This window comes from Collinsella sp. AF23-4AC, assembly GCF_003462685.1.
In the GTDB taxonomy this organism is placed as follows: Bacteria; Actinomycetota; Coriobacteriia; order Coriobacteriales; family Coriobacteriaceae; genus Collinsella.
Genome location: NZ_QRVE01000036.1, coordinates 2,040 through 3,201, shown reverse-complemented (window position 1 = coordinate 3,201; position 1,162 = coordinate 2,040). Strand labels below are relative to the sequence as shown.

General features: G+C 65.7%; 1 protein-coding gene. It reads right to left on the bottom strand.

The window, feature by feature from the left end; translation table 11 throughout:
* Position 1: 1 nt before the first annotated feature.
* A partial coding sequence (locus DWY05_RS09790; RefSeq protein ID WP_233511304.1) for an arginine deiminase occupies positions 2-1,162 on the bottom strand: 1,161 nt, incomplete at its 5' end.

Sequence of the window (1,162 nt, the reverse complement as noted above, 5' to 3'; positions counted from 1 at the left end):
CTTAGAGGTCCTCGCGCCAGAAGGGCATGCTCATGCAGCGCGGGCCGCCGCGGCCGCGGGAGAGCTCGGCGGAGGGCACGACGAGAAGGTCCAGGCCCTCCTTGTACAGCACGTCGTTGGTGACGGTGTTGCGGGCGTAGACGCAGATCTTGCCGGGCTCGACGCACAGGGTGTTGGAGCCGTCGTTCCACTGCTCGCGGGAGGCCGCGATCGGGTCGCCGCCGCCGCAGGGGATCAGCTTGACCTGGTCGACGCCGGTGGCGTCCTCCAGGACGTGCTCGAGGGTGTCCTCGATCAGGCGGATGTTCACGTCGCCCGGGTTCTTGCCGGCGGTCAGCTCGTAGACGCGCAGGGTGCCCATGATGGCGGGGTGGATCGTGAACTTATCGACGTCGATCTGGGTGAAGACCGTGTCGAGGTGCATGAAGGCGCGCGAGACGGGGATGTCGAAGGCCAGGATGCGCTCGACCTTGGAGTCGGAGTTCCAGAAGATGTTCTGGGCCATGACGTCGATGGCGGCTGCCTGGGTGCGCTGGGAGATGCCGACGGCGAGGGTCTTCTCGTTGATGTTCAGCACGTCGCCGCCCTCGGTGTGGAACTGGCAGTCGCGGCGGAAGTACAGGGAGACGTCCTTGTAGTCGGGGTGGTACTTGAAGACGTACTTGCCGTACAGGGTCTCGCGGTTGCGGGTGACCGAGTACATGCGGTTGAGGTTGACGCCCTCGCCGACGACCGCGAACGGGTCGCGGGTGAAGTAGAGGTTGGGCATCGGGTCGATGATCAGGTCGGACTCGGACTCGGAGTTGACCAGGGAGTCGAGGGTCGTGGACGCCGTGAGGGGCATGTCGATCTCGGCCTTGGTCATGCCGGCCATGGTCTTCTTGACGAACTCGAGGTTGTCCTCGATGGAGTCCAGCTTCTCGCGGACGATCTGCGGCATGTGCTGGCCGCGGATGCCGGCCTCGGCGATGTACTGGTCGGTGAACTCGGCGCGGGCGCCGGGGACCTGGTCGAACACCTCCGCGACGAGGTTCTCGAGGTAGAGCACCTCGACGCCCTGGTCCCTCAGGATCTGGGCGAAGGTGTCGTGCTCCTGCTGCGCGACCTCAAGGAACGGGACGTCGTCGAACAGGAGTCGCTCGAGCTCGTCGGGCGGCAGGTT